Source organism: Pseudomonas sp. PS01303, from assembly GCF_029959385.1.
Classification (GTDB): Bacteria; Pseudomonadota; Gammaproteobacteria; order Pseudomonadales; family Pseudomonadaceae; genus Aquipseudomonas; species Aquipseudomonas rustica.
The window spans coordinates 1-1354 of sequence record NZ_JASCPK010000306.1; the positions used below are offsets into that span (position 1 = coordinate 1).

At 61.0% G+C, this 1354-nt stretch carries 1 protein-coding gene; it reads left to right on the forward strand.

The window, feature by feature from the left end; translation table 11 throughout:
• Positions 1-342: 342 nt before the first annotated feature.
• Complete coding sequence (locus QMX93_RS30690) at positions 343-1212, forward strand: oxaloacetate decarboxylase (RefSeq protein WP_053119221.1); 870 nt, start codon at positions 343-345, stop codon at positions 1210-1212.
• Positions 1213-1354 lie beyond the last annotated feature (142 nt).

The window sequence follows — 1354 nt, forward strand, 5'->3', positions numbered from 1 at the left end:
GGATTTATCCCCGCTGGGCTGCGAAGCGGCCCCAAAACCAGCCACCTCATTCTTCCAGACATACCGCATTTGCCGGTCTTACGACTGCTTCGCAGCCGATCGGGGATAAATCCCCTCGCCACAGTAATCTCCACTCCTCAAAAAATCTCCTCACTTCAGAAATTTCCTGAGCACAGACAAATCCCCTGCCCACAGGTGATACCTTTCAGCAAACGGCTCCCCGCCTGACCAGCCGCGCAAATTCGTCATGATCCTTGACCCATTCGCGTGATAGCCTTTTAAACCTTCGGCGTTGACACATTTGCTCAAGCCTTTCCATTCCTTTGTATTGGTGGAACTCGTATGTCCAGGCTTTCTCATCAAGATTTGCGCCGTAACTTCCGTCAGTTGCTGGCCTCCGACACTTGCTACCACACAGCATCGGTGTTCGACCCGATGTCGGCCCGCATCGCCGCTGACCTGGGTTTTGAAGTGGGGATTCTCGGTGGTTCCGTGGCCTCGTTGCAGGTGCTCGGTGCCCCTGACTTTGCCCTGATCACCCTCAGCGAGTTCGCCGAACAGGCCACCCGTATCGGCCGCGTTGCGCAATTGCCGGTAATCGCCGACGCCGACCACGGCTACGGCAACGCCCTCAACGTGATGCGCACCATCGTCGAACTGGAGCGCGCCGGTGTCGCCGCCCTGACCATCGAAGACACCTTGCTGCCCGCGCAATTCGGCCGCAAATCCACCGACCTGATCACCGTGGCCGAAGGCGTCGGCAAGATTCGCGCGGCACTGGAAGCCCGGGTCGACACGGAAATGGCGATCATCGCGCGCACCAACGCCGGCATCCTGCCCAACCAGGAAATCATCAGCCGCACCAAGCAATACCAAGCGGCGGGCGCCGACGGCATCTGCATGGTTGGCATTCAAGACTTCGATCAACTAGAACAGATCGCTGAACACCTGACCGTGCCGCTGATGCTGGTCACCTACGGCAACCCGGCGCTGCGCGACGACAAGCGTCTGGCCGAGCTCGGCGTGCGCGTGACCATCGACGGTCATGGCGCGTACTTTGCGGCGATCAAGGCGACGTACGACAGCCTGCGCGAACAGCGGCAGATTTTCACTCAGGCATCGGATCTGAGCGCGACCGAATTGACGCACACCTATACCCAGCCTGAGGAATACATCCTGTGGGCTAAGGAATACATGAGTGTCAAAGAGTAAAGCGCTGGGTCGGCTGGCCCCTTCGCGAGCAAGCTCGCTCCCACATTGGAACGCGGTCAACTGTGGGAGCGGGGGGGGGGGGGGGGGGGGGGGGCGGGGGGGGGGGGGGGTGTGATGGGGGGGGCCCCCCCCCACCCGCCCC